Raw genomic sequence first — 25,662 nt, forward strand, 5'->3', positions numbered from 1 at the left:
ATTATGTTTCTGATTTATTGCCCTCACTGCTGTGAGTATCGCGAAGAAGAAGAATTTCATGCCAAAGGACAGGCTCACATTACACGTCCGGTAGATGCAGACAGCTGTACTGATGAAGAATGGGGCCAATACTTATTCTTCCGTAAAAACCCACGTGGTCTTCACCATGAGATGTGGGTGCACTCAGCGGGGTGTCGCAAGTTCTTTAATATGACACGCGACACACAGACTTACGAAATTAAAGAAGTCTACAAGATCGGAGAGCAACCTTCACTGGCTGCAGAGTAAGGAGTGTTAAGGATGACACAAGTAAATCGTATTTCATCACAAAGTCGAGTCGATCAGTCCAAGTCGATCACTTTTGAATTCAATGGTAAGTCATACCAAGGTCACACTGGTGACACACTGGCTTCAGCACTACTCGCAAACGGCGTGGATGTTGTTGGTCGTAGTTTTAAATATAGCCGTCCACGCGGCATCATCGCGGCAGGGGCAGAAGAGCCGAATGCAATCTTCCAGCTTGGTGCGACAGAAGCAACTCAAGTTCCTAACATCCGTGCGACTCAACAAGAGCTCTATGACGGGCTAGTGTGTCAATCAACTAACGGCTGGCCGAACGTTGATAACGACTTCATGGGACTGGTCGGTAAAGTCGGTGGTTCGATGATGCCGCCAGGGTTTTACTACAAAACCTTTATGTACCCTAAATCCATGTGGGAAACCTACGAAAAATACATTCGTAGTGCTGCGGGCTTAGGCCGTTCACCATTAGAGAACGACCCAGACCGTTACGAAAACCTTAACCAGCATTGCGATGTACTTGTTGTTGGTGCCGGCCCTGCTGGTTTAATGGCTGCATTGACTGCTGCACGCAGTGGTGCACGCGTTATTCTTGCCGATGAGCAGAGCGAGATGGGTGGTAACCTACTCAACACTAAGGAAAAAGTTGATAATCAGCCTGCAACAGAGTGGGTGAAAGAGGTTCTCACTGAGCTAAAATCATGTCCAGAAGTGATGCTTTTACCACGTTCAACCGTGAACGGTTACCACGATCATAACTTCTTGACGATTCATGAGCGTTGCACTGATCACATTATGGATTTAGCTCCAAAACATACTGCTCGTCAGCGTCTTCACCGAGTTCGAGCTAAGTGGGTTGTATTGGCCTCAGGGTCGCATGAGCGTCCACTTGTCTTTGGTAACAATGATTTGCCAGGCAGCATGCTATGTAGTGCAGTATCTACGTACATTAACCGTTACGCTGTCGTTCCGGGCGAAAAGCTTGCTGTAATGACAACTAATGACAGCGGTTATCAGACAGCGCTGGATTGGCACGAAGCTGGACGTACGGTGAGTGCGGTTGTGGATACACGTGTAAATGCAGACAGCGAACTCATTCAGCGTGTGATTAAAGCAGGGATTCGTGTCATCAAAGGCGCTGCGATTATTGAAGCAACAGGCAGCAAGCGCGTGACTGGTGTACGTATCAATAAGCTTGATGCAAGCGGCAAGAAAGTCGAAGGTTCGAGCGAGACATTACAAGTCGATACTGTTGCAACGTCTGGTGGCTACAGCCCAGCCGTGCACCTTTCTTGTCATACAGGCAGCCGCCCAGTATGGAACGAAGAAGTGATTGGTTTTGTTCCAGGCGAAACGAAGCAGAAGCAGCTTATCGCTGGTGCAATCAATGGCAACTTTACAACCAAAGGCGCAATGCAAGAGGGTATCGAAGCGGGCAACAAAGCGATTCAAGAGCTTGGCCTAAGTGCAGTGGATGTTACGTTGCCAACGACTGATGACGTTTCGGTAGCAAAACCAATGGCATTGTTCCATATTCCACATCCGAAAAAGACATCGAAAGCACCAAAACAATTTGTTGATTTCCAAAACGATGTAACCGCTGCAGGTATCGAGTTAGCTTGTCGTGAAGGTTTTGAGTCTATCGAGCATGTTAAGCGTTATACCGCCATGGGCTTTGGTACTGACCAAGGTAAACTAGGCAACATCAACGGTATGGCAATCGCTGCGAACGCGTTGAATAAGTCGATTCCTGAAACAGGCACAACGATCTTCCGTCCGAACTACACGCCGGTTACTTTCGGTGCAATAGCGGGACGTCACTGTCAAGAGCTGTTCGATCCTAAGCGTTACACTGCAATGCACCAGTGGCATTTAGACAATGGCGCAGAGTTTGAAGATGTAGGTCAATGGAAACGTCCATGGTACTTCCCTAAATCTGGCGAAACCATGCAACAGACCCTGGATCGTGAATGTCTGGCGGTACGTAATTCTGTCGGTATTCTTGATGCCTCAACGCTCGGTAAGATTGATATTCAAGGTAAAGACGCTCGTGAATTCTTAGGTCGTATCTACAGTAATGCTTGGGCCAAACTTGCAGTCGGTAAGTGTCGCTACGGCTTAATGTGTGGCGAAGACGGAATGGTATTCGACGATGGCGTAACGTCTTGTCTCGCAGAGAACCACTTCCTGATGACAACCACAACAGGTGGTGCAGCCCGTGTTCTTGAGTGGTTGGAACTGTACCATCAAACAGAGTGGCCAGAGCTTGAAGTGTATTTCACATCAGTGACGGATCACTGGGCAACCGCGACAATTTCTGGACCAAACAGCCGCAAACTGCTTCAAGAGCTGACCGATTGTGACTTAAGCAAAGAAAACTTTGCGTTTATGGATTGGAAACAAGCGACGGTTGCTGGTGTACCAGCTCGTATATTCCGAATTTCATTCACAGGTGAACTGTCTTTCGAAATCAATGTGCAAGCTAACTACGGCTTACATGTTTGGAAAAAACTGTTCGAACATGGCGCTAAATTCGATCTTACGCCGTACGGCACAGAAACGATGCATATATTACGTGCAGAAAAAGGTTTCATCATTGCTGGTCAAGATACCGATGGCAGTGTCCATCCGTACGACCTAGGTATGGGTTGGTGTGTTGCGAACAGCAAACCATTTAGCTTCATTGGTAAGCGTGGTATGGCTCGTGAAGATTGTGTAAGAGAAAACCGTAAACAGCTGGTTGGCCTTAAAACAATTGACCCTAATGTTGTCATCCCAGAAGGCTCACAGGGTGTGATTGATCCGAATGCGCCGATTCCTGTACCAATGGTTGGTCACATTACTTCAAGTTACTGGAGTGCAAACCTAAATCGCAGTATTGCAATGGGCTTTGTTAAAGGTGGCTTGGACCGAATGGGAGAGAAGGTCTTCTATCCACAAGCGGATGGTAGCGTGATTGAAGCGGAAATTTGCAGCACTGTATTTTTGGATCCAAAGGGAGAGCGCCAACATGTCTGATACAACTTTGATTGAACAAGAAAATGCACAACCATTGGTTGATCTGATGAACCAAATCCCTGGTGGTGAGATTTTTGGTGAGTCTCCTTTGCATCACGCTGATCTCGATAAACTGGCAAGCATGCCACCGGATCGCCAAGGTGTGATTTTGAAAGAAGTCAAGCTGATGGGACACCTAACTTTGCGTTGTAATCCAGAAAACAAAGATATTATCGATACGGTGTCTTCTATTCTAGGTTTCTCGCTGCCATTGGAGCCATTAACATCAACGTCAAAAGGTGAGTATACCGCACGTTGGTTATCTCCGGATGAATGGCTTATTACCGTGCCTGGTCTAGCCGCATTTGATGTGGAAACTGCGTTCCGTGAGCAAGTAAAAGGGCATTATTCGTTGGTTAACGGCAGTGGTGGCTCGACAATTTTAGAGTTATCCGGCGCTCATGCTGTTGATGTACTTAAAAAGTCAACACCGATTGATGTCCATCTCGACGAGTTCCCAGTCGGTAAAGTGGTTTCCACTATCTTTGCGAAAAGTGGCGCGATCATTCGTCGCTTGGAAGAAGACAAGTTCGAGCTGGTTGTCCGCCGTAGCTTTGCAGACTACTTATGGCTGTGGATTCAAGATGCAAGTTTAGAGTTTGGTTTGTCCATCGCTAAATAGACGTTGCTAAATAGCCAACTGGCTAATGCTAACTGAAAGCAAACTGAACCTAACTAGGTTGTTATCGAGCCGGTACGGTAAGTACCGGCTACACCATGAGTAGAGGGAACTATGGAAAATTCAACTCAAACTTGGATCCTTACCGCACATTGTCCAAGTGTCGCTGGTACGGTAGACGTTGTTACGCGCTATCTGGCGAGTGTTGGTCACTATATCAATGAGATTCAATCATTTGATGATCGCGCTACGGGGCAGTTTTTTATTCGTATTGAGTTTATTCCTGCTGAACCTGATTTTGACCCTCAGCAATTTGATTCAGAGTTTGGTGTCAGAGCGAAAGATTTTGCGATGGAATGGAACCTCACCGCATCCGGACACCGCATGCGCATGGCAATTTTGGTTTCAAAATACGATCACTGTTTGAACGATTTACTTTATCGCTTTCGTACAGGACAGTTGAATGTCGAAGTTCCTGTAATCATCTCAAATCACCCAGATTTAGAAGAGTTGGCTAAGTGGCATGGCATTCCTTACCATCATTTGCCGATTACGCCCGAAACGAAGGCGGATCAAGAAGCGGAAATCGTTCGCCTACTCGAAGAGTATGACATCGAATTGGTTGTTCTCGCTCGTTACATGCAAATTCTGTCTCCGTGGTTATGCGAGCGATTAAGCGGACGTGCGATTAACATTCACCATTCGTTGTTGCCTGGCTTTAAAGGTGCGCGTCCTTATCATCAGGCTTGGGAAAAAGGCGTGAAGATGGTCGGTGCGACGGCTCATTATGTGAACAATGATTTGGATGAAGGACCGATCATTTCACAGGGTCTTCAAGAAGTAGGGCATGCCCACTATCCAGAAGACTTGATTGCAAAAGGCCAAGATGTTGAGCGTATTACCTTGTTTAATGCGGTCAAACACCATGTGGAGAAACGGGTATTTTTATCCGGTACTCGCACTATTATTCTTAGTCATTGATAGGAGTGATAAGGATGTCTATCAGTGTTTTTGATTTGTTTAAAATTGGCGTAGGGCCATCGAGTTCTCATACCGTTGGACCTATGGTCGCAGCTAAACGTTTTTCTGATGAGCTTGATGAGTTAGATCTTATCGATCAAACGCAGCGAGTTGTCGTCAAGTTAATGGGGTCACTGAGCGCGACAGGCATCGGCCATGGAACTGATTCTGCAGTGGTGGTAGGGCTGATGGGAGAGCTCCCTGACACTGTTGATACCACGATGATACCGGTGATCACCAAAGAGTTAAAACAAGGTGGTGACCTGTGGCTAAAACGTAAAAAACTTGTGCACTTCGATTGGGAAAATGACATGAAGTTTTTACGTGAAGTTCATCCTTATCACCCAAATGCGATGGAAATAATAGCCATCGGTGATGCAGGTAAAACGCTATATAGAAATATTTACTTCTCGGTAGGTGGTGGATTCATTCTCGATAAGAAAGAAGCCAATTCGGAGAGTTTAACTTCTGAGGAAGCGTTACTTCCTTATGACTTTAATAGTGGCGAAGAGCTGCTTGAGTTGTGCAAACAACATCAATTAAGTATCAGTGAATTGATGTTGGAGAACGAAAAAGTATGGCGAACAGAGCAAGAAATCAGAGATGGCTTGCTGACTATTTGGCATGCGATGAAGTCTTGTATTTCCAATGGACTGAGTGCTGAAGGCGTATTGCCTGGTGGGCTCAATGTGAAGAGGCGGGCAAAGAAATTATTCGATTCTTTGGTTTATTGCCAAAACCCAAACGTCATCAGCTCGACGTTAAGTGGTATGGATTGGGTGAACTTATACGCATTAGCGGTTAATGAAGAAAATGCCGCTGGTGGTCGTATGGTTACGGCTCCTACAAATGGAGCTGCTGGGATCATTCCAGCGGTATTAATGTATTTTAAAGAATTTACCCCTGATTGCTCTGACGAACAAGTCGTCGACTTTTTGCTGACGGCGGCTGCCATTGGTATTTTGTGTAAGAAAAATGCCTCTATCTCAGGCGCTGAAGTAGGGTGTCAGGGGGAAGTTGGCTCCGCTTGCGCGATGGCGGCAGCGGGTGTTTGTGCTGTGCTTGGTGGTAATCCACTGCAAATCGAAAATGCGGCAGAAATCGGATTGGAACATAACCTTGGATTAACTTGTGACCCAGTTGGTGGGCTAGTACAAGTGCCTTGCATCGAACGTAATGCGATTGCTGCAATGAAAGCCATTAACGCGGCTCAGATGGCGTTGAGAGGTGATGGAGAACATTTCGTCTCTCTTGATAAAGTGATCAAAACCATGCGTGATACTGGTCTTGATATGCAAGACAAATACAAAGAAACATCAACAGGTGGCTTAGCTGTTAATGTGATCGAGTGTTGATATCTTTCTCTCGTCTTAGGGTCTGTTGACGTTTCGAGATGATTTTTGCAGCAGTTTGTGGGTTCTTTATACAAGGCAGAGGCTTTGAAATGTAGTTGCCCTACCTGATAAGCCGATAACGCAGTAGAAAGGAGCCACAAACGCTGCCCGAAGGGTTCGGCTAAAAGCGTTTTACTCTTTGTTGAGAGGTGTTTTGCTTAGAATGACTAGGCTACAAACCTCTCGCCGCGATTAAAACGCTTTTATCTCGAACGAAATTTAACCACGAAACATCAACAGACCCTAGATATCAATTCTTTAATCGGGGATAAGCCAAGAAGGCACAGAGTGATCTGTGCCTTCATCTTTTTTGCTCAGCGTTTGTGTTTTACTAACGGCTTGAGCTCTTTTAGCGTGCGTGCTCTTTTAGTGTAACTGCTGTTCTTTTAGCTGCGAGAGAAATGGTGCGCTGGATTATTCTTGATATTTTGACGCAGTTGACTTGGCGTATAACCAAAATAGTCTTTAAAACAGTTGCTAAAGTGGCTGCTGCTGACAAAGCCACAGCTCAGGCCCACCTGGATAATAGGCTCTCTTTTTTCTTCTAATTCGGTATGGGCAAACAGCAGACGCAGCTTCAAATAATACCGTGAAGGTGAAATGTCTAAATGGGTTTGGAACAGCCGCTCTAACTGTCTTCGCGACATATTTAAAAAACGCGCGAGCTCATCTGGAGTCAGGGGTTCTTCAATATTCGCCTCCATCAGAGATATTGCGTCTTCTAACGCTTCTGGCCGAGCCAACGCATCCATTGTTCGCTTGTTACTCGTCTTACTGTGCAAAATCGCCTGTCTCCCTTCGGAGGCTTGATCGCAGCTTAGAATTTCTCTTACCGCACGTACTAATGTCTTATCAAATTGATCTTCAATAATGGTGAGCATCATTTCCATGGCACTGTTTGGACCCGCGCAACTTGCACTCTGGTTTGTGACCTCATAAGTGTGTGTCGACAGGGACAATGTGGGAAATGTGGTATGGATGAACTGGTGGCTGTTTGGGTGGACGGCACAAGCAGTCTTATCTTCAATTACCCCCGCATGTGCTAAGGCAACTGTTCCGTTCCAAATGCTTCCTAAGCTGACCTGTTGCTTATGGGCAGAAGATAAACAATCGCTCAAGTCTGCAGACGGTGAAGTGCTGCAACGATAACCTCCACAAACAAATAACCAATCTAGAGCGCCCCTATTGTGCAGATTCAAAGATGCAACGGTTGCATCGGTTGCGATATCTATTCCGATATCGCTAAGCACCTTACGGGAATCAATACCAAAAGTTTGGATATGAAACAATTCTGTTTCATGCACTAGATTTGCGGTAATCAGTACATCCATCGCCGCAGTGAAAGCCATTAAGGAGAAGTGCGGCTGAAGAATAAAACCGATTCTAATTGGAGGTTGGGTCGATTGTGTGGCTGATGGCGGTGTTGCCTGCATTTACTTTTCACTCATATACAAAGAGGCTGTCCTTTAAAGAGATACGGTATCTCTGGTGTATTTTTAACATACTACAAGCTAGACAACTATACCCAAATAATCTCAATCAGTATGGTCCAATCAGACATAGGGGTGGTTAGCTACGATGTATCGACACGGGAATCCGTCGAGCGCCAAAGTTTTCTTTTGAGCTAGCGAATCGTCCCGGAATTTTATGGCCACAATGTATGCACTGTCCGGCTTCATTCAGGGCATACTCACCAAGCTGATACCAGTCTCTCTCAATAACTTGGCTACCGCAATTTGGGCAGTATGTGGCGTCAGAATCAGGATCATGAACATTACCACAGTACACAAAATGTATGCCGTGCGAGCATGCTATGTGGCGTGCTCGATGCAATGTGCTTAACGGTGTTCTTTCTTTATTAAGCATTTTGAAGTCAGGGTGAAAGGCGCTGAAATGCATAGGAACATCGGGTCCTAAGTTGTCAAATACCCACTGACACATGGCGTTGAGCTCTTCATCACTGTCGTTTTCACCGGGAATGAGCAGCGTGGTGAGCTCCAACCAAACATCCGTTTCATGCTTCACGTACAGTAAGGTATCAAGCACGGGTTGTAAGTGACCATGGCAAATTTTGTGGTAGAAGTGCTCAGTAAACCCTTTTAAGTCGATGTTTGCCGCATCCATATGTCGGTAGAATGCTTCTCTTGGCTCATCACATATATAACCAGCACTCACTGCAACGCTCTTTAACCCCAGTGCATGGGCCGCGACTGCTGTATCGACAGCGTACTCCATAAATACAACGGGGTCGTTGTAGGTAAAGGCCAAACTTTTACAGCCATATTTGAGTGCTGTATTCGCTAATTCTTCTGGCATGGCTGTGTCACATAAGGTATCAAACTCACGAGATTTACTGATATCCCAGTTCTGGCAGAATTGGCAGCTTAGATTGCACCCTGCGGTACCAAAGCTCAGTACACTGGAGCCAGGGAAAAAATGGTTGAGAGGCTTCTTTTCTATTGGATCAATACAAAAACCCGACGACCGACCGTAGCTGGTGAGTACAATCTCTCCTTCCTTATGCATGCGAACAAAACACGCTCCACGCTTGCCTTCTCGAAGAGTGCATTTGCGTGGGCATACATCGCAGCAAACACGGCCGTCTGCAAGAGCGTGCCAGTACTGAGTTGGAAAATAATCCGGAGGTGTAGTTCGCATAGTGAATTCGTCCTCGAATGACCTACACTGAAAGTATAGTTGGTACTGTAGGTGTGTTATGAAATATCGAGAACCCGCGGTGGCTGGAAAATTTTATCCCGCAACAGATAATGAGCTTAGAAGCCAACTGGCCAGCTATTTTTCTCAGCAATCTCTTTTCTCTGTGACACCAAAGGCACTGATTGTGCCTCACGCAGGCTATTTTTATTCTGGAGAAGTAGCAGCCAAGGCATATCGGATACTAAGCCATAGCCAGCATCGGTGTTCACACGTCGTGTTGCTCGGTCCAAGCCATTGTGTTGCTCTTAATGGTTGTGCCGTTCCAACTAGCGATGTGTTTGTTACCCCGATGGGAGAGGTTGCTATTGATCGTCAGAGTGTGGATGCTCTGGTGTCACTCGGCTTAGTCATCGAGTCGGATCGGGCGCACCATTGGGAGCACTCATTAGAAGTTCAGCTCCCCTTTTTGCAATATTGCCTAGATGATTTCACATTGTTGCCGATCGTAGTCGGGCAAGTTCAGCCCGGTAACGTGAGCCAAATATTCGCAACCATCGTTCAAGATCCCGACACGTTGATTGTGGTTAGCAGCGACCTTAGCCATTACCACCCATATAAAGAGGCAAACAATATTGACGCGGACACCATCAAACATGCTTTAGCGTTTGATAGCCATATTCACCCAAATCAAGCATGTGGTTGCCATGCGATTAATGGGCTGCTTGACTACGCTAAGACGCAACAGTGGCTGATTGATTGTGTAGAGTACACGAATTCCGGGGACGTGATGGCTCACCATGAAAATCGTGCGCCTTCACCGTTAGATCAAGTGGTTGGGTATGCCAGTTTTGTCTTGTATTAAGTTAAATGAACAAGCTCGTCGCTCATTGTTAGAAATGGCTTGGCGAGTGCTGGATAACGCGCTGCAAGGCCATGGGCTCCAGTTGCCGCCAGAGCCCACAGAGCCACAGTTACTCGTTCCTGCCGCGTGCTTTGTGACATTACACCAAAATGGGCAACTTCGGGGCTGTATTGGATCCCTGGAGGCAACCGAACCTTTGTGGTTAAACGTATGTCATAACACTTACTCGAGTGGATTTCGGGATCGGCGCTTTTTACCCCTCTCTGCGGAGGATCGTGCTGGTTTGAGCTTGGATATTTCTATACTGTCTGATCTTATCCCGATGAAAAATGAGGGTGAACCCGCGTTATTGGCGAAGCTTCGTCCAAGTAAAGATGGACTTTTGCTCGAGGACGAGTTTCACCATGCCGTGTTTTTGCCTTCGGTTTGGGAAGTATTGCCGACAGCAGAGCAATTTGTAACTGCATTAAAGCAAAAGGGTGGATGGCCGCAATCGTATTGGCATAACCATATCAAGCTTTACACCTTCACGACCGAGGTTATCCGTGATTAGCAATACTGCTCGGGATTAATAATACTGCTCAGGATTAACATTACGCTTCATGACGAAAAACCACTGCCCTTAAGGAACAGGGTAACGGTTTATGACGTTTTCCAATGTCATAATTCCAAACATTATCTTTCTTACAAACGACTCAGAACTGCCAACAAAGTAAAAATGAGGATGTCTTGACCATATTTTTTGCAGTTTTTTATCCAGATCCGCTGCCTGTGCTAACGTCTCGTTTCTAGTTGGGTTATTACTGCTGATGTCTTGCCCAGAAGACGCTGCCGTTTCAAAAAATATCACGGCATCATAGCGTGACATTTCGGTTTCGAAGGTTGAATTGACTTGTTCGAAAAAGTCTTCTTCTGAGTTAGGCCAGTATGCGAGACCGTCTAACGAACCTCGGTCACACACCAGTAACCGATCGGGATATTGAATTCTATGAATGTCTTCTAAATTTTTTTGTAGCTGGAAAATGGTTTTTTGCACCATTTTTGTCGCTGGCTCGGTACCTGACCTCATGACACCACCAGAGAACAGCAAAGTCGCAGCTTCGGGAACGACGACGATTTGGTCTTTGAGCTCTCGACGAAATAAATCCAATGCGGTGGTTTTTCCTCCACCCGGACCACCTGTCACCACAACTTGCAACTGTCTTTGCGCCATGGGTAGACTCCACTATATGGTTTGATACATAAAGTTTAGTCAAAGCAGAAGAGAATGTTGGCATACCCAATTGATCAGTAACATGATTTGCGTACTTTTCTGGTTTACTCCTAACCAGCTAGCGCGATGCCTTGTGATTGATATAACACACAGAAAAGGGCACGTTTAAGCGATGAAATTCTTTTATCCAACGCCACTGATTGTCTTGGAGTTTATCGCCGGGCCCTTTCACTTCAATCCACTCAAATTGCTCATCTTTAAACATAATCAGATCTGGCATTCCATTACGATACAACTTTAGGTCGCTCAACTGTACTTTGAACAGTGACAGTAACAGTGAGATTGGAATAGTCGTGAGTGACATGCTCACTAATTCTTTACTCACATAGGACCATTGAACTAAGGGATTACTGATACCGTATTTGTCGTCATATCGAGTGAGTAGAGTGGTGTGGTCATGAACCAATTGCTGCATTGCTTCATCAATCAATGTCTTGCGTTTATCTACGAAATCCGAGTGGTACAAATCTAGAGGGCGGTGCTGATAAGCATTAATGAAGGCGCCTTCAATAGGGGCAAAAATAGCATCCCATATCGTCAGCCCTAATAGTGCGTTGAGTAATGTATTTTCTGCGTAGAATACTGTCCACCCAAGGCGCTCAAAGTACGTTTTGGTAGCGAGTTCGACCCGCTGGTGGGATAAATCCAGTTCAAGGTGATACTCATTGCATTTTGGCTTGGGTATTCTGGGGACTTTTTCCCCTAGCTTACGTTTAACGCGTTGTTCTAGTTTCTGTCCGACTTCAAACTCAGAAATATTCAATGGCGTGGTGAGTATTTCGGTGACAGTGTCACTAAAGAAATCGTTTTGTTCGAGCTTGTCGTAAATGCGCGCTCGACGTTCTCTGCTAGGTGCTAGCTTGGTTTGTTCAAAAAGGGTGAGTGCAATACTGAGTTCATTGATACGTTCATAGTCTCGAGCGATATCGTTGATGATGTGCTCACGTTTGCGATTGACATAATCATGGTCTGTTGCCGCGGGTAGGGCTGCGATAAGGAGATCGAGATTTGCTTTTTCTTTTCTATCGAACTGCCAATACAAAGCGGATATCTGGCTCAATTCAATGAGGAGATCGACTTGAGAACGAGATTCAAAGAACCGACATTCTTTGCTAAGTTGGTATGTCTCGAACTGATGTAAACCGAGATCATCAAGGACGAACTGACTGAGATCTTGGTGTGTATTGGCAAAAAACAGGGTCAACAATACATCAATCATGTGTGCTGAATTTAGCTTGACGATGTCGAATTGAAGTACCGCGTACTGTTCGAACTCAGTATTTGGTAAGCGTTCTACTAAGTCATTTTTTTTTAAAGATTTTTGCTGTTCAGGAAAGAGAGTTAAGATTTCGGGTTTCGTGAGCAATTGTGCCGCTAACTCTTGGTGAGTCATAGTGGGGTTGAGCTCAATAAACCCAGACGTATTGAGTGTAGAGAGTGCGCTTGTAATAGAAGGGATTTCCGGATAGTTGAGCTTATCACTACGGAACCAGCGTCCTTTCCGACTGAATAAGCGCACCAACAAGCACTGCGACTTCTTGTCTAGCTGACGAAACTCGGAAAGCCATTGATGTTCTTCTTCAGAGAGTAAATCACTATACCACGTTGTTGCGTGGTGGATGAGTTTGAAAAAGTTATCCAGATAATAATCCGGAGCGAGGTCGATGGTTTGTTCCATAATCTGATACGTCAAAAATTAAAAAAGCTTATCCTTGTTAGGGTAAGCTTTTTCTTCAACAAATCAACGTGCTTACTGACTAATACTTACGTTCAATCCGTACTCACGTCAACTCAATACGTACGCAGACTAACTTAATACGCTTAGGCGTTTTTCAATTCAGCGACTTTTGCGTCTGAAAGTGGTTTGGTGATCAGCGCGAGTACAATACAAACGGCCATCATTGCTGCTGAAATAGTATAGGCGAGACTGTACGCATTTCCGTTAGTCATGGAGAAGCCAACAACAGCAGCGCCAATCGCACCACCAATTCCCCATGCTGTGTAAAGTACACCATAGTTTGTGCCGTAGTTTTTCAGTCCGTAAAACTCCGCAGTCAGTGTCGGGAAGACGGCAAGCAGGGTACCGTATCCGACCGCTGCGATCGCGGTACCGATGATCAGCGTAAACTCTGAGTCAAAGGTTGCGAACAGAACCATGTTGATTCCTTGCAGAACAAATGCCAGCAACAACGTCCGCACACCGCCAATCTTGTCGGCAAGTATACCCGCAGCCACACGACCGCCCGAATTGAATACGGCTAAAATAGAGGCGAGGTAGACCGCGTTTGGCAGATTCGCTTGCACGCTTGCTATGGTCGTGATGTTACCGATGATCATTAGGCCAACCGACGCTGCAAACGCGTACATGATCCAAAGCGAGTAAAACTGAGGCGTTTTTAGCATGGCTTTCCAGCTCAAATCTTCGCTGCTTTTAACGGCTTGCGGTTCTTGGCCAGGTTTTAATTTTGGCGCTGCTGGAGTGTAGTCAGCAGGTGGGTTATTGATGGTTGCAGCCAGAGGTACCGCAATTGCCAAAATACCAACACCAAGAACTAAGAAGCTGGTTTGTATACCCATACTGTCAATTAAAGACGCTGTGACAGGAGCAAGATAAATAGCCGCCAAGCCAAAGCCTGCGGCAATAATGCCATTGACCATGCCTTTCTTAGAGGAGTGGAACCATTTCATTGCGGAAGGAGATAGACAAGCGTAACCGAAGCCAATGCCCGCACCTGTGATGACGCCAAACGTCACGTTGAGCATCATAGGCGTGCTCACAAAGCTAGAAGCGATCATCCCCAGACCAGTTAATACCGTGCCCAAGATGAGAATTAATCGAGGTCCCATTCGATCTTGGAGAATACCAGCAACAAGAAGGCAAATAGAAAAGGTGATTGTTGCTGTTGCGTAAGGGGCAGAGGCTTCTGCTGCGCTCCATCCGGATTCTGTGACCAAGGCTTTATTGAACACACTCCAAGCGTATAGGATGCCTAGGCAGAGGTTGATGCAGAACCCTGCAATCAGGATGCGCATTGCTTTATCAATCTTGCTCATTTCTATTCTCAATTGTCGCTTTCGATAAGGATAAGTGTGCCTTCTTCGCAAAAAGTGCCGCAAAAGTTGGGACGCCTTATCAAAAAGGAAGTTTATTTAAAGACTCATTTATTAAAAATTAGTTTGCGTTTTTCAACATATAACGCAATGGGCGCGGATTATAACCGATAAAGATGTGATTGGAATCTCTTTTTGGCTGCGATTTTAAAAAATAATTGAAGATGTAAACGTAAGTGTTTCTGATAGGGCATTCACTGTTTAATGAATAAGGCTTTTCTATAGCAACTTTGTTTATAGCTTTAGCAACCTCAACTGCAATCCACTACTGGCGGGGGCGTGTCCAATTCACACTTTAAGTAAAAATAATCACGCTATTTTTTGTGTTAACTATCTGTAAATAGATTTATGGAAGTGGCCTATCTGAACGCTAACTACTGGATGCAAAGGAGTTCTTGAATTTGAGATGTTAACTAGTTGTAATTACAGAAAAGGAATGTCGATTTTGGTTACAAAATGAGCAAAAAATGCACTTGAAATTGGACATTAGATAGCGAGAATGGAGTGGAAAATGAGTTTTCATTTATGAAGGGATGCTTTTTTAAATTTGTTGTGAGGTGACTTATGAAAATGTTCTTATTGCTCATGGCTTCTGTATCTGCGGGTGTTGCATCTGCCGATCATTTCCATTCCTTTATGCTCGGTTTATCTGTGGCGTCTTTGGCGGTGGGAAGTTGCTACTTTTTTGCTTTCCGTAGCTCGCGTTTTCCTCAGCTAGCGCTGCTTTTACTGATCTGCGGTATGTTATCCAAGTTGGGCATTACCGTTGCTGGCGTGATGTGGGGGATGTCTGCTGAAGTGATTACGTCTCCGATTGTGTTTGCCTTATCGTACTTCTTTTTCTCTCTGGCGGTCACTTACTTGTGGTTCAGTTACCGTCAAAGCATAACTCCAGTACCTAAATGTATGAAAACAGCATAAATAATCTATAGTGTTTTGGTACTGCCAAGTAAATGTGTAAACACATTTCAGGACGAGACAGGATTCAAAAAAGGCCGATGAGTTTTCACTTATCGGCCTTTTTATTGCGACTTTAAAATCGTAATTTATAGCGTCATTGGTACCAGTACCATTGTGCCGAAGATAACAGTAATCAAACCTGCAATCACAGGAACCGAAGTACGTTTAACCACTTCGAAAGGACTGATGTTTGCCATACCGGATGTTGCCACGATAACGCCAGATACAGGAGAGATTGTACGACCTAAGTTAGATGCTTGTAGCATTGGGATAATCAGGAACGCAGGGTTTAGCCCCATTTTCGCTGCTAGCGATGGAGCGAGTTCTACGAATGCATAGAAAGGCGCGTTACCAGAACCTGTTGCGATAGCTGCAGCAACTGTCAAACCTGTCAACAGCAACATTAGTGCTACACCGCCGGCACCCGCTTGGTCTGCAAGATGAAGTAGGTTATCGATCGCGCCGATAGACATAAGACCTTGAGCAAATACACCAGCTGCGACCAATAGCATAACCACGCCTTTAAACGCATCTGCCATACCCACATAACATGCATCCAAGTCTTCTAGTGACTTCTTACCATCAAATTTATTCACGACATAGTGAATCAACGCACCAATAAAGATAGAAAGCACAACGATAGTGTAAATATCTAGCGTGATACCAGGAATCGTACGGCCATTGAATAAGAAAACACCGAAGATTGGCAAAAATGGTAGCACGGCGTAGAAAGCGGGTGCGTCGGCTTCAATATCTGAAACGTCGATTTTTTCCATTGGCGTATTTTGTTTCTTATCTAGGTATTTGTTCCAGAAGAAAGCCGCTGCCGCCATGACGATAATTGCGCTAATTGAAACAGGAAGTACGGTTTGTACAGCAAAAACATCCAGAGCAAGACCTGACTTTTCTGCCGCAATAACAACATCTCCCGACGTAGGAGATAGAATGATTGCTGCAGGTGATGCACACACGGCTGCGGCTGCTGGACGAGAAATACCCATGGCTACCATCATAGGGAATAGAGTGGCCATTAACAGTACACCCAAACCAGTTGCTGAACTTACTGCTAGAGACATCAAACATGCAACAATATAGGCAGCTACTAGTAAAACGTAGGGAGACTTGATCACAGAAAGTGGTTTTGAGAACTGTTTTACGACAACGTTATTTGCACCGATGTGTGTCATGTAAGATGCAAAGCCACATAGCAGCATGATTTGCATACCTAAGCCACCACCGCGATACTGAAGCATGTACTTCACGTATTCTAGTGAATCCGTCACCATACTGCCTGTTGAGGTGATCTGTTCAGGTAAAACTTGATGGCCCAAAACGCCAGTTAGTAGTAATAAGGAAATACCAGCAGTTAGCAGAACGCCTGCTGCCTTGTAACCTTTGACAATGAAGTAGCCAACCGCGATGGTTACCACCAAGCCAATTAATAGCTCTAACATAAAGTCTCCAGATGTTATGAAAGAAAAGAAAAAAACTGTTTCAGATTATGACACGGAATGTACAGAATTCTTTCTTGTGGCACGAGACCAATCTGGCACTAGCATGATCTAAAACAAATTATAACTTTTAATAATGGCCTTAATGGTGACTTTTTATCTTGCCAATCGTTTGCGCTCGGGTTTTATATGCTGAAAATTTGGTCTGGTTTCGTATTATGTAACGATTGGATAATGGTGTAGAAAAGTACTCATTTTAGAATCTTGAAGTCATTTTGGTTTTGTCTTTACGTATTGTTGACTTCTATCGGAATATCATTCGGAGGTTTTGCTTTTAATTAAATAATCGGTAGTATTAAACCATGGCTTTGGCGTTAAAAATGGAAAATTAGCCATAAATTTACAGAACATATGGTTTAAAGTGCCAATGCTGTGTAGAGAAGCAGAAGATATAACTAAATAGGAATGCGTAATGGATTTACGACTAGCAGAATATAAGGACTACGAGCGCATCGCGCAGTTGCACTCTGATAATTGGAAGCGAGATTATCGGGGAATTCTTAGCGACGAGTATCTAGATCAGCAGGCCGCTGACGACAAGCAACTAATTTGGCAAACTCGACTCACAAACCCTCCTTTCAATCAACATATCGTGCTTGCCGAAGAGGGTGGGTTGCTGATTGGCTTCGTGTGTGTGTTTGGTAATCACGATTTCGAGCGTGGTACATTCATTGAGTCGCTTCATGTCGACGAAAGCTATCGCGGACGTGGCACTGGCAAACAACTGCTACTTGCGGTTGCTGAGTGGGTACAACATTATTTTAAAGATACTGGGTTGTATCTTGAAGTCGTTTCACAAAACACATCTGCTATTGAATTCTATAGACATATAGGAGGTCAGGAATGCCAAGAACGAATTTGGCATGCTCCTGGCGGTTCAGAGGTCATGGAAAAAGTGTTCCTATGGCCAAATGCAGAATCACTGGTCAGTGGTATCGAAGAGCATGTGATTTATTCGTAGTATACGATTAATTGCACTTTCACCATTCACAAAGAGTAGCGTTAGCTACTCTTTTCGGTTTTTAGAGATCTTAGGTTTTAAACAAGGGTAATGAAGCCCTTAATTGTCAACTCTGCATCTTCACGTTATTTGGGTATATAATCCACCCCAAACAATAAGGTTAATATGATAAGCCGTTGCTCATCAATTCATATGATGGCATGGAGTAAGTGGTAAGTTTTTATGGATGCGATACGCAAAGTCTACCAACATGCAGAGCCAAATCTAACGATTGTCGGCTGGATGGGGTTGGTCGGTTTTCCCTTTTACTACTGGGTATGGGAATTTTTATTCCCCCAAAGCTACGAGAACCTGCCATTACGGTTATTATGCTCAATGCTGTTTGCTGGAATTATCTTCAGGAATCGGTTTCCTACCTGGTTGCGTCGGTATGCGCACATCTACTATTTAGTAACCGTTACTTTGTGTTTGCCTTGTTTCTTCTTTTATATGCTGCTAATGAATGATTGGTCGAACGTTTGGGTCATGTCGTTCATGAGCGCCATTTTTCTCCAGATATTATTGACGCATGTGACTAGGGTGATGTTTGCCCAGACCATCATAGGATTGTCGTTGGCGACGTTATTTGCATGGTTAGCGAACGGGTTTAAACTCGACATAACGATAGAATGGGCGCATATCCCCATTTTTGTGTTTATCTATATATTCGGCAATTTGTTTTATTTTAGAAACCAGATAGAGCATGAAGCCAAAGTGTCATTGGCAAAGTCGTTTGGTGCAGGAATCGCACATGAAATGCGCAATCCACTCAGTGCGTTATGTACGTCCATCGATGTGATCCAATCCGTGCTGCCGACAACAAAAAACGCGAGTAAAGCGTCGGTGATGATGTCGGTTGACGACATTAATTTACTGCGTGAAGTGAGTGAAGACGCGATGAAGCTCATCCATTCAGGAAATGAGACCATTGATCTACTTTTGACGTCCATTGATGAAAACCGCGTATCTCGCTCTACGTTCAAAAGGCACTCTGCTCAATTTGTGGTGGAAGACGCAATTACAAGTTTTTGCGCCAATCGGCATACAGACCGAGAGGTGATATCACTGGACGTCCGTCGTGATTTTGAGTTCTTAGGTAGTGCTACGCTACTTAAATATGCATTATACAATTTGTTTAAGAACGCTTATCAACATTGCCGAGCGGATGGACTACATATCCAAGTAACGCTCTACAGCGATGATTTTGTGAATCAAATTGTTGTCTCAGATAATGGGTCGGGAATATGTCCTGATGTTATCGAAAAGGTCTTTCAAGACTTTTATACTACCGGAAAGCGTGGTCGACATGGGCTCGGTTTACCATTTTGTAAACGAGTGATGCGTTCTTTTGGCGGCGATATCATGTGTCAGTCCGAGCATGGCGCCTGGTCTCAATTTACACTTAGATTCCCACCGATAAACTCTAATACTGTTACGAACATTAAAGCGGAATTAACGAAGTTAAAAACAGTGTTACTCGTTAGCAAGCAAGGTTCTCTGGTTGATAAAATGGTTGAAATGAGCCGTGCAATGGGGTTCTCGTTGACTCTGATTGATGCGCGTGATGTTCTTAAAAAGCAAGAACATGAGTTTGAGTTTGACTTAATTTATCTCGATATTGACGGTTTGGATGATCAAGGTGACGAGCTCGCTCGAATTGTGGTTTTATTCTCGTTTACCGAAGCTCGAATTGTCTATCTATATGACAGGAATACCATCCAAAGTAACCAAAGGGATGGATTTCAACCTATATGGATAAAAACACGTCACTGGTTATCAGACGCAGAAAAGGTAATGGATCAACTTCTGTTCAAACCTAATTACTCATTGTATAGCGGTAAGGTGTTACCGTCAGAAATGTCAGATAAACGTCGTATTATGGTGGTGGATGATAATGAGTCTGTACGAAAATATACCGCTATACTGTTAGAAAAATTAGGCTTTGACGTGATTCAGAAAGCAAATGGGCGACAAGCGCTGGACTGGTTAAAATCAGAGTCAGTCGACTTGATACTCATGGATCTGGAGATGCCGGTCATGGATGGACTAGAGGCATCAAAACAGATCAGATACTCTGAAAAGCCATACTCTTGTGTTCCCATCATCGCTCATACGGGAGATTGCTCTTCACCGACTTTGGATAAAGTGAATGCGTCGGGGATGTCTGATTTTATTGTAAAGCCGGCCGATAAGAATCGTCTTTACGACAAAATATCAAATTGGTTATGAATGAATATCAATCATGAACAAACAGGCCTAAAAAGGCGCGAACATTTTTGCCGCGCCTTGGCCGTTTTATCCGTTCCTTTGAGAAAAAGACTGGTTAACGTTTATTACGCAAATAACGTTTACGTCGCTCTTCTTTACGCTTGGCTTTTTCTTCTTCTTTACGAGCAGTTTCCACTTCAACCTCGATCAACTCTTGTGTGATCATTTCCGGACGTTCAAGGGTAATTTGACCTAGTGTACCTTGACGAAGCTCGTGCAAAAGAATTTCGGATACTTTGTGTAGGTCGACTCGGCCACCTGCTCGCAATGCACCACGACGACGGCCAATTTCTTCCATAATTTCAATGTCTGATTCTGGCAGCTCTTCAATTTGGTAACGGTCTTTGATCTTTTCTGGATATTCTGCTGCTAAATACTCAATGGTATAGAACGCCACTTCGTCATATTCCATCGCTGTATCTTTTACGGCACCAGTGGCTGCAAGGCGGAAACCACTATGTGGATTTTCTACCTTTGGCCACAAAATTCCAGGCGTATCAGACAATACGATGCCATTTTGCAAGTTGATGCGTTGTTGACGACGTGTGACTGCTGGTTGGTTCCCGGTCACGGCTATCGTGCGACCCGCAAGCGTGTTGATAATGGTTGATTTCCCAACGTTTGGAATGCCCATGATCATGGTACGAATATTTTTACCGATCTCTTCGCGATGCGGCGCAAGTTTACGACAAAGTTCCATGATCTTATGCACTTCTTGAGGCTCTGACGTCGTAATTGCCATTGCTTTGACATGCTGCTCTTGTTCAAGGTGCTCGATCCATAGTTGCGTTAACTCGGGATCAGCTAGGTCACGCTTATTTAATACTTTGACGACGGGCTTATCGCCACGAATTTGAGAGATCAAAGGGTTTTCGCTGCTGAAAGGAATACGTGCATCCAGTACTTCAATGATCACATCCACTTGTGGAATTGCTTCTTCGATCTCTTTACGAGCTTTATGCATGTGACCCGGAAACCACTGGATTGAGTTATTAACCATTTGAAAAATATGCCTTTAGTTTTTATGGTTAAGCTGGTGGGGTATCAAGTGGGGTACCAAAAATTCAAATAACATCATAGGGTACCAGAGTGTTTTGCTATTCACTTGTTGCCACAGCAGCATCGGTGAGGACATCTTAACATTTTATTGTTGGTACTAAAATGTGATTACCTAGAACGAAACTCCAAATACTTGCATTGTTCTTGATGACCGTTTTCCGACCTCTACATTTGGCAATCGCTATTTAACCGTTTGCATAAAATGCAAAAATAGTTGAAAGATTTAAAAAAAATTGAATTAACTTAATAAATAGTGATTTGCATCAAGAAATTGGTGTAAGAATGTACTTACTGTTATACAACGTTGTGGAATGAGATGGGGTCTGGTGGCCCTCTTGGTCTTCAAAACCAAAGTGAGCCGCACAGGCTTTGGTAGGTTCGATTCCTGCCTCTTCCGCCAATTTTGTCACTATATCAATCGCCTTCGTAGTGACCTTGTTGCATTGATAAGATAACAAGGAATCATTTTGAACTCACAATCACCCCAGCCACCGCAGCGTTCAGAGGTGAGTGCTCCTCGCATCAATTACCGTCTTCCTCAAGTCGAACAACTACTACAACTCTCTATTCTTGCCCCTTTTATCGGTCTACTGAGCCGTCCTGTTGTCACCGATATTATTCGAACTGAGCTTGAGAGCATTCGTCGTTCGGAAGATTTTAAGGAAAAAGGGACTCAGGACATTGATGTCAATCTACGCATTATAAAGCGTTGTGAGCGCGTGACATTGCAACGCCAGCATCGAGTCATTAATGCCACCGGCATTGTTCTACACACTAATTTGGGCCGCTCTCCGTTACACACCAACGTATGGGAAGCGGTCTCGGATGTGAATACTGGTTACACCAACTTGGAAATTACGCTGGAAAACGGCAAGCGTGGTGGTCGAAATGGGCTACTGCCTACTTTAGTAAGAAGTTGGCTTGGTGCAGAGAACGTACTATTAGTGAATAACAATGCCGCGTCGGTGTATTTGGTGCTACTGGAGTTAGCGAAAGGCAAAGAGGTGATTGTATCTAGAGGTGAGCAAGTTCAAATCGGTGGCGGCTTTCGTATCCCTGATATTCTGATGTTATCGGGCTGCAAACTGGTTGAAGTGGGAACGACGAACGTTACCACGGCTGATGACTACATTAACGCGATTACCGAAGATACGGCGTTGGTTTTGATGGTGCATCAATCGAACTTTTTTATCGGTGGATTTACAGAATCCCCCGACATTCGCGAGGTGAAACGTCGCTTGCCAAGTCATGTTAGTTTGGTGATTGATCAGGGGTCAGGTATGTCGAACGAAAGCTTTGCGCCGGATGAGACGCAACTGGCGTCCTATTTAGACATGGGTGCGGATTTGGTCTGTTTTTCGGGGGACAAAATTCTGGGCGGTCCACAAGCAGGTCTGATCGCAGGCAGGGACGAACTCATCCAACGTTTGGGTCGTAACCCGATGATGCGGGCATTTCGTTGTGGACGCATCATTTTGTCGCTGATAGAAGAGCTGTTGGTTCGCAAGCTCAATCAAGAAACCTCCGGACAGGGCATCGCAGAGCGTACGCTTGCCAACTTGTCGAATATACGTCAATGGTGTGAGGGGCTTGCGCAGCGTTGGCATCATTGGGTGACATTTGTCGAATTGTCGACCCAAGTTGGCGGTGGAACCATACCAGCTCAAACGTACCCTGGATGCGGCTTAGTGCTCAACACGCCGCTTAAACCGCAAGCGCTGCTCGACCATTTGCGTCTTGGTTCGCCCGCTATTTTAGGTTATCTGCACAATAATCAAGTAGTGCTGAATCTCACCACGGTACTTGAGGAAGATCAAGCTGCGTTTGTCGACCGCTTGGATACCTTTTTTCACCAGTTAGATCGTGGTGACTTTTCATGAGCGGCGTTAATACCTTACCACAGACGGTGATTGGCTTGGCGGGGCACGTCGATCACGGTAAAACCACATTAGTGAAAGCGCTGACTGGCATGATGACCGCTCGCCCGCATGAACAAGAACTGGGTATGACTCAGGATTTGGGCTTTGCACATTTCGAGGACGAACAAGGTCGCACCATCGGCATCATCGACGTGCCGGGGCATGAGCGTTATGTGCGCAACATGGTGGCCGGTGTTTGGCATATCAATATTCTGTTGTTGGTGATTTCCGCCACTGAAGGATGCATGCCAATGACCTTTGCTCACATGCGATTGGCGCGCGCGATGGGCGTTAAAGACATCGTGGTGTGTATCAATAAAAGCGATCTCGTCAGTGATCAAGTGCTGGCGGAAGTTGAAGAGTCAGCATTAGAAAGCATCATGGACATTACCGGCATCGTGCCCGAAGTGGTGTGCGTCAGCGCGCTAACGGGACACAACGTCGATAAATTGCGCCAAACCTTGCTGGAGATGGTTGCGCGAGTTGAGTTGTCTGATGTGATGCCGGGTGATGCGGCCACGCCGCTGCTGTATGTGGATCGCGTTTTTGTGGCCAATGGCGTCGGCACGATTGTGACCGGAACTCTGGCCCAAGGCACCGTAAGCATTGGCGATAAATTACTGAGCCCTAGTTGTGGCACGGTGGGCGCTATCCGTTCGATTCAGTGTTATCACCAACAAGTGAACGACGTCACGGCGACTTGTCGAGTAGCGCTCAATATCAAAGGCTTAAGCCGAAAACAGGTGCAGCGAGGTGACTTGCTGTGCGCGCCTTCGGCTCCTGTGACGCTCACTGACTCATGCATCGTACGGCTCAACGATCGCTATAGCGATGTGAGTCTATCCCGTGCAACTGAAGTGGAAGTAGCGGTGGGCACCTGGCATGGCCTTGCGCAGTGCATTCCTTTGCCCAACACCCAGTTGGCGCGCTTGCTGTTTCGTGAGCCACGTCCGATGTTCTTTGGTCAGCGTTTGGCGATTATTCAAAGCAGCGGTCATGGATTGCTGGCTCAAGCGGATGTGGTGTGGACATCGTTTATTGCGAAAGCGCGTAAACGTGCGATCTACCAAGCGTTGTCTACCTTGCCCGAGACGCTCACGGCGCATGCGCAACTGGATATGCTGCTGCAGCTGCAAGGCTACTATTCGGTTGAGTTATTGTGTGGTGAATCGGCGACGCAAGGCGTGGTCGAAGGCCAATATGTGTTTGATCCGCAATGGCTGGCTGAGGCACAAGCGCGCGTCATTCAGCTATTGTCTGAAGGTCGTGCGATGGGGCCGGGTGAACTGTCGAGTTCACTGCAAATCGAACCAGAAATCGTGCAGGTGCTGACTCAACAGCTAAAACAGCAAGAACGTATTTTTTACAGTTACGCTAAGTGGCAGTTAGGCAGCGGGCAAAGCGAAGATGAATTACCCGAAGTGGCGCAAACCATTTTGCGTCTTACGCGTGAAGCCGGACAAGCGGGTTTGGAGCTCAATAAAGTTTCGCTTGGTCATGATAAAAAGTGGCTTCGGCAGCTCGCTCATCAGAAATACATTACTGCGATTGATGAGCAAATCTACTTCGATATGGGCGTGTATCGTGCGCTGGTTAACCAAGCTATTGGCGACAATCAACCTACGAACGAGTTACATTGCAAGAGATAAAACAGCGCGTGAATTTGAGTCGTAAATACCTCATCCCGTTTGTGAATCGAATGGAAAAAGATGGTTGGTTCCGCCGAGATGATGAGGTTCGAATAATCCTAAAATCCGCCGAAGAATAAGCTAAATCGTATCATAAAATAACATTAACATGGACAGTAAAACGCAGAGGTAACCCCTCTGCCGTTTTATTTTTTTGGACGGAAAAATGTGCGTGTCGTCACAAGTGTCGACTGGGAGTGTCGAGGGAGATGTCGACACCAAATAATGCGTTTAAATAGAGAACAATATAAGACTTTGCTTTTAGTTAACTTGTTGTTTTTAAATGGTTTAAATTTGATTTTTTATCCTGGCATATTTTATGCTTAATAGGGGTACTATTAACAACCAGGGTATACTATGAAAAGCTTTGTGGTTGCCGACCCAACAAAATGCATTGGCTGTCAAACGTGCATGGCAGCATGTTCAGATGTGCATAAGAAACAAGGGTTGCAAAGTCATCCTCGTTTAACCGTAGTCAAGCATAACGACGCGACTGCGCCGATTATGTGTCGACATTGTGAAGACGCACCTTGTGCGACGGTTTGTCCGGTTAACGCGATCAAAAAAGAAGAGGATCGCATCCTCTTACAGGAAACATTGTGCATAGGTTGTACCTTATGTGCTGTAGCGTGTCCGTTTGGCGCGATCGCGCTAGATGGCAGTCGCCCCGTTGCGATGTCAAATAGCTACGAAACCTTTATCCCTTCGACGCCGCGTTCTAGTAATCCTTGTACTTCAAATCCAAAAAACTTTGGCCATGATCTTTTGGCTTGGGAACCGGGCGTGAAAAGCATCGCCGTGAAGTGTGACTTGTGCGGATTCCGCGATAAAGGCCCTGCGTGTATAGAAGTGTGTCCAACAGGCGCGATCGTGCTGGTGGACGAAGCGAGTGCTTTGCAAGCGCGTGATGCGAAACGTGAAGCGGCCTCTAGTGTCTCCGCTGTTGTCAAAATGGAGTCGTAA

General features: G+C 45.3%; 21 protein-coding genes and 1 tRNA gene. 15 read left to right on the top strand and 7 right to left on the bottom strand.

What is annotated here, in order from left to right; translation table 11 throughout:
• Positions 1-3 precede the first annotated feature (3 nt).
• The 5 genes from SU60_RS04720 (at position 4) to SU60_RS04740 (ending at position 6,351) form a co-directional block, all read left to right on the top strand.
• Complete coding sequence (locus SU60_RS04720) at positions 4-288, top strand: sarcosine oxidase subunit delta (protein WP_041154559.1); 285 nt, start codon at positions 4-6, stop codon at positions 286-288.
• A gap of 12 nt (positions 289-300) precedes the next feature.
• Positions 301-3,318, top strand: a complete 3,018-nt coding sequence (locus SU60_RS04725; protein WP_041154560.1) for a sarcosine oxidase subunit alpha — start codon at positions 301-303, stop codon at positions 3,316-3,318.
• Complete coding sequence (locus SU60_RS04730) at positions 3,311-3,979, top strand: sarcosine oxidase subunit gamma (protein WP_041154561.1); 669 nt, start codon at positions 3,311-3,313, stop codon at positions 3,977-3,979. Before SU60_RS04725 ends, SU60_RS04730 begins: the two co-directional genes overlap by 8 nt.
• 111 nt (positions 3,980-4,090) lie before the next feature.
• A complete protein-coding gene (gene purU / locus SU60_RS04735; protein WP_041154562.1) occupies positions 4,091-4,957 on the top strand; it encodes a formyltetrahydrofolate deformylase in 867 nt (288 codons plus the stop codon).
• A 14-nt stretch (positions 4,958-4,971) separates the two neighbouring features.
• Positions 4,972-6,351, top strand: a complete 1,380-nt coding sequence (locus SU60_RS04740; protein ID WP_041154563.1) for an L-serine ammonia-lyase — start codon at positions 4,972-4,974, stop codon at positions 6,349-6,351.
• Positions 6,352-6,776: 425 nt separating this feature from the next.
• Here the strand turns inward: SU60_RS04740 and SU60_RS04745 are convergent, their stop codons facing one another.
• Together SU60_RS04745 and amrS are read right to left on the bottom strand one after the other, a co-directional pair.
• Positions 6,777-7,823: a GlxA family transcriptional regulator gene (locus SU60_RS04745; RefSeq protein ID WP_128814610.1), complete on the bottom strand. Its 1,047-nt coding sequence runs from the start codon at positions 7,821-7,823 to the stop codon at positions 6,777-6,779.
• 136 nt (positions 7,824-7,959) lie between these two features.
• Positions 7,960-9,048: an AmmeMemoRadiSam system radical SAM enzyme gene (amrS, locus tag SU60_RS04750; protein WP_041154564.1), complete on the bottom strand. Its 1,089-nt coding sequence runs from the start codon at positions 9,046-9,048 to the stop codon at positions 7,960-7,962.
• Positions 9,049-9,106: 58 nt separating this feature from the next.
• Here amrS and amrB point away from each other — a divergent pair, with 58 nt between their 5' ends.
• Complete coding sequence (amrB, locus tag SU60_RS04755) at positions 9,107-9,910, top strand: AmmeMemoRadiSam system protein B (RefSeq protein WP_041154565.1); 804 nt, start codon at positions 9,107-9,109, stop codon at positions 9,908-9,910.
• Positions 9,888-10,463: an AmmeMemoRadiSam system protein A gene (amrA, locus tag SU60_RS04760; protein WP_041154566.1), complete on the top strand. Its 576-nt coding sequence runs from the start codon at positions 9,888-9,890 to the stop codon at positions 10,461-10,463. The genes amrB and amrA overlap by 23 nt, the downstream gene beginning before the upstream one ends.
• Before the next feature lie 69 nt (positions 10,464-10,532).
• Here amrA and SU60_RS04765 read toward each other — a convergent pair whose 3' ends face one another.
• The 3 genes from SU60_RS04765 to SU60_RS04775 all read right to left on the bottom strand — a co-directional run bounded on the left by SU60_RS04765 (position 10,533) and on the right by SU60_RS04775 (position 14,237).
• On the bottom strand, positions 10,533-11,123 hold the full coding sequence (locus SU60_RS04765; protein WP_041154567.1) for an AAA family ATPase: 591 nt from the start codon (positions 11,121-11,123) through the stop codon (positions 10,533-10,535).
• Positions 11,124-11,241: 118 nt separating this feature from the next.
• A complete protein-coding gene (locus SU60_RS04770; protein ID WP_041154568.1) occupies positions 11,242-12,861 on the bottom strand; it encodes a VRR-NUC domain-containing protein in 1,620 nt (539 codons plus the stop codon).
• Positions 12,862-13,004: 143 nt separating this feature from the next.
• Complete coding sequence (locus SU60_RS04775) at positions 13,005-14,237, bottom strand: L-lactate MFS transporter (RefSeq protein WP_041154569.1); 1,233 nt, start codon at positions 14,235-14,237, stop codon at positions 13,005-13,007.
• Positions 14,238-14,858: 621 nt separating this feature from the next.
• Between SU60_RS04775 and SU60_RS04780 the strand changes: the two genes are divergently transcribed.
• Positions 14,859-15,215, top strand: a complete 357-nt coding sequence (locus SU60_RS04780; protein ID WP_041154570.1) for a hypothetical protein — start codon at positions 14,859-14,861, stop codon at positions 15,213-15,215.
• 125 nt (positions 15,216-15,340) lie between these two features.
• Here the strand turns inward: SU60_RS04780 and dcuC are convergent, their stop codons facing one another.
• Positions 15,341-16,708: an anaerobic C4-dicarboxylate transporter DcuC gene (gene dcuC / locus SU60_RS04785; RefSeq protein WP_041154571.1), complete on the bottom strand. Its 1,368-nt coding sequence runs from the start codon at positions 16,706-16,708 to the stop codon at positions 15,341-15,343.
• Between the two features lie 469 nt (positions 16,709-17,177).
• Here dcuC and SU60_RS04790 point away from each other — a divergent pair, with 469 nt between their 5' ends.
• Both SU60_RS04790 and SU60_RS04795 read left to right on the top strand, forming a co-directional pair.
• Positions 17,178-17,726 (top strand): GNAT family N-acetyltransferase, encoded by a 549-nt coding sequence (locus SU60_RS04790; protein WP_041154572.1) that lies wholly within the window; start codon positions 17,178-17,180, stop codon positions 17,724-17,726.
• A gap of 222 nt (positions 17,727-17,948) precedes the next feature.
• Positions 17,949-19,994 (top strand): hybrid sensor histidine kinase/response regulator, encoded by a 2,046-nt coding sequence (locus SU60_RS04795; protein ID WP_041154573.1) that lies wholly within the window; start codon positions 17,949-17,951, stop codon positions 19,992-19,994.
• A gap of 94 nt (positions 19,995-20,088) precedes the next feature.
• On the opposite strand, the gene ylqF is transcribed toward SU60_RS04795, so the two are convergent.
• Entirely contained in the window at positions 20,089-21,033 is a 945-nt protein-coding gene (gene ylqF / locus SU60_RS04800; protein ID WP_041154574.1) for a ribosome biogenesis GTPase YlqF, read from the bottom strand.
• A gap of 367 nt (positions 21,034-21,400) precedes the next feature.
• Here ylqF and SU60_RS21930 point away from each other — a divergent pair.
• The 5 genes from SU60_RS21930 to SU60_RS04815 all read left to right on the top strand — a co-directional run bounded on the left by SU60_RS21930 (position 21,401) and on the right by SU60_RS04815 (position 25,662).
• Positions 21,401-21,492, top strand: a tRNA-Sec gene (locus SU60_RS21930).
• Positions 21,493-21,559: 67 nt separating this feature from the next.
• A complete protein-coding gene (selA, locus tag SU60_RS04805; protein ID WP_041154575.1) occupies positions 21,560-22,972 on the top strand; it encodes an L-seryl-tRNA(Sec) selenium transferase in 1,413 nt (470 codons plus the stop codon).
• Positions 22,969-24,660, top strand: a complete 1,692-nt coding sequence (selB, locus tag SU60_RS04810; RefSeq protein ID WP_342418104.1) for a selenocysteine-specific translation elongation factor — start codon at positions 22,969-22,971, stop codon at positions 24,658-24,660. Before selA ends, selB begins: the two co-directional genes overlap by 4 nt.
• An 8-nt stretch (positions 24,661-24,668) precedes the next feature.
• A complete protein-coding gene (locus tag SU60_RS22720) occupies positions 24,669-24,779 on the top strand; it encodes a SelB domain-containing protein (protein WP_342418107.1) in 111 nt (36 codons plus the stop codon).
• A gap of 277 nt (positions 24,780-25,056) precedes the next feature.
• Positions 25,057-25,662: a 4Fe-4S dicluster domain-containing protein gene (locus tag SU60_RS04815; protein ID WP_041154576.1), complete on the top strand. Its 606-nt coding sequence runs from the start codon at positions 25,057-25,059 to the stop codon at positions 25,660-25,662.

The organism is Vibrio mytili, assembly GCF_000830505.1.
Taxonomy (GTDB): Bacteria; Pseudomonadota; Gammaproteobacteria; order Enterobacterales; family Vibrionaceae; genus Vibrio; species Vibrio mytili.